This is a genomic window from Deltaproteobacteria bacterium (assembly GCA_028818775.1).
Taxonomy (GTDB): Bacteria; Desulfobacterota; Binatia; order UBA9968; family JAJDTQ01; genus JAJDTQ01.
On sequence record JAPPNE010000179.1, the window covers coordinates 1 to 2,448 of the forward strand.

At 71.5% G+C, this 2,448-nt stretch carries 1 protein-coding gene; it reads left to right on the forward strand.

Features of this window, described 5'->3' with window-relative positions; genetic code table 11:
• Nucleotides 1-61 precede the first annotated feature (61 nt).
• Nucleotides 62-2,398, forward strand: a complete 2,337-nt coding sequence (locus tag OXU42_18670; GenBank protein ID MDE0031409.1) for an IS4 family transposase — start codon at nucleotides 62-64, stop codon at nucleotides 2,396-2,398.
• Nucleotides 2,399-2,448: the final 50 nt, after the last annotated feature.

Here is a 2,448-nt window from a genome sequence, read left to right on the forward strand (position 1 = left end):
CTGCCCGTGCCCCATAACTTTTTGCTGGACTTCATGAAGCCACTTGGCTACGGTGGCCGGCATGGAGATTCAGAATCAGGTTGGGCGCAGCCTGCGGGGGAACCTCACCCGCCTGCGCGAGGTGCTGGACGGGGCGGTATCGCAGGGCGTTGACGGTCTCGGGCAGGTCGCCGATCGCGTCTGTGAAGCGTTCGATTTCCGTGATGGCCGCGGCCGGTTGCAGCGCGCGAGTTGCTGTGCGGCGTTGGCCGACCTCGAAGCGGGAGGCCACATCTGGCTGCCTCGGGGTCGGCCTGCTCGCGGCGGTGTGTGGCGTCCGCGTGTGCTCGCGCAGCCGGTGGCGCCGGCGGTTGACGTGCCGGGCACGGTCGGCGAGGTTCGGGGCTTGGCGCTGGTGCGGGTGGAGACCGACGAGCAGCGTCGGGTCTGGAACACGCTGATGGCGCAAGAGCACCCGCGCGGCGCGGGACCCTTTGTCGGCCCGCAACTGCGGTATCTGGTGGGTTCCGGGCATGGCTGGCTGGGCGGGGTGGGGTTTGCGGCCTGTGCGCGGCGCCTGCGAGTTCGCGACGCCTGGATCGGCTGGGACGACACCGGCCGACGCGCTCACCTGCACCGGGTGCTGGGGCTGTGCCGGCTGCTGGTGCGCCCCGGCGTCGAGTGCCGCAACTTGGCCTCCCATGTGTTGGGCCGGGCCGCCCGGGCCGTCGGCAACGACTGCGAGCACCTCTACGGTTATCGGCCCTGGCTGCTCGAGACGTTCGTCGACGAGACCCACCAGACGGGGGCGAGTGTTCGGGCGGCGAACTGGGTTCGCGTGGGGGAGACGAGCGGGCGCGGGCGCCAGGACCGCACGCACGCGGCGTCGGAAACGCGTAAGGCAGTGTATATGTACGCGTTGGAGCCGGCGTGGCGCGACACCCTCCCGGTGGTCGCCCCGGATGTAGTGCCGCTCGGGGTCGGCGACGGGCTCGACGCGGCGTCGTGGGCGGACCACGAGTTCGGCGGGGCGCGGCTGGGCGACGCGCGGCTGAGCGCGCGCCTGGTGCGGAGCGCCCGGCAGATGGGCGAGTCTCCGCTGCGCGCCATGCCCGGCGCCGCGAAGGGCACAAGAGCGTTGGTGAAGGGACATTACCGGCTGATCGACCAGCCCGCCGAGAGCGCGGTGACGGTCGACAACATGCTCGCGCCCCATCGCGAGCGCACCTTGCGGCGGATGCGGGCGCATGAGACGGTGCTGTGCATCCAGGACGGCACCCGCCTGAACTTCACCCGGCGCAGCCAGACCGAGGGGCTGGGGGTGATCGGCTCGAATCAGACCGGTGCGGTGGCCCGCGGCCTGGACCTGCACACCACGCTGGCGGTCAACCCGGACGGGGTGGCCCTGGGCGTCCTGCGGGCGGCGTTCGACGCGCCCGAGCCCCCGAATCCCGAGGCGAAAGGCCAGCCGAAGCCGCGCGAGGCACGCAAGTCGTTCCGCTGGGTCGAGGGGTTGCGCGACTTGGCGGCGGCGGCCGAGCGGCTGGGTGAGACGCGGGTGGTGTGCACGATGGACCGTGAGGCCGACTTCCTCGACCTGTTCATCGAGCGCCGGGCCAACGCCCCGCGGGTCGACCTGCTGGTCCGGGCGAAGGTCGACCGCGTCGTCGGCCGGGAGAAGACGGCCGACGGGCGGACGGTCTCGCGCCGTCTGTTCGACCAAGTGCGCGACGCGCCGGCCTGCGGCACCGCCCGGGTCGAGGTGCAGCGGCTGAGCGCGCGGGTGAAGGCCAGTAAACAGCCCCCCAAGGACGCCCGGGCCGCTCGCGTCGCCGAGGTGACCCTGCGCTACCGGCAGGTGTCGCTGCCGTGCCCCGACGCCGAGCCGGTCGAGCTGGTTGTCGTCCATGCGCGTGAGCAACAGCCGCCGCCCGCGGTCAAGCCGCTCGAGTGGTTCGTGCTGACCACGCTGCCGGTGACCAGCGCCGCTGACGCCACGCGCATCCTGGGCTGGTACGCCCTGCGGTGGCGCATCGAAGACTACTTCCGGGTCATCAAGTCCGGCTGCAAGGTCGAGGAATTGCAGCACCACACGGCCGAGCGGCTCGAGCGGGCCATAGCCATCAAGATGGTCGTGGGGTGGCGCATCCAGTTGATGGTCCAGCTCGGGCGCGAGACGCCTGACCTACCGGGCGACCTGCTGTTTTCCGACAGCGAGTTGCGCGTGCTGGCCACCTTCGCCCGCTCCCGCGACTTGCCGGCACCCACGCGCCTCGGCGACGCCGTCGGTCTGGTGGCCCGCCTCGGCGGGTGGCTGGGGCGCAAGCGCGCCCCGCCCGGCGCGCAGCTCCTCTGGTATGGCTACACCAAACTCGTCGCCATGAGCTTCGCCTTCGAACTGCGGGACGAATTCGGATGACCTCACAACGCATGACGCAGTCCAGCCGGAGAGATCCGGGGCACGGGCAG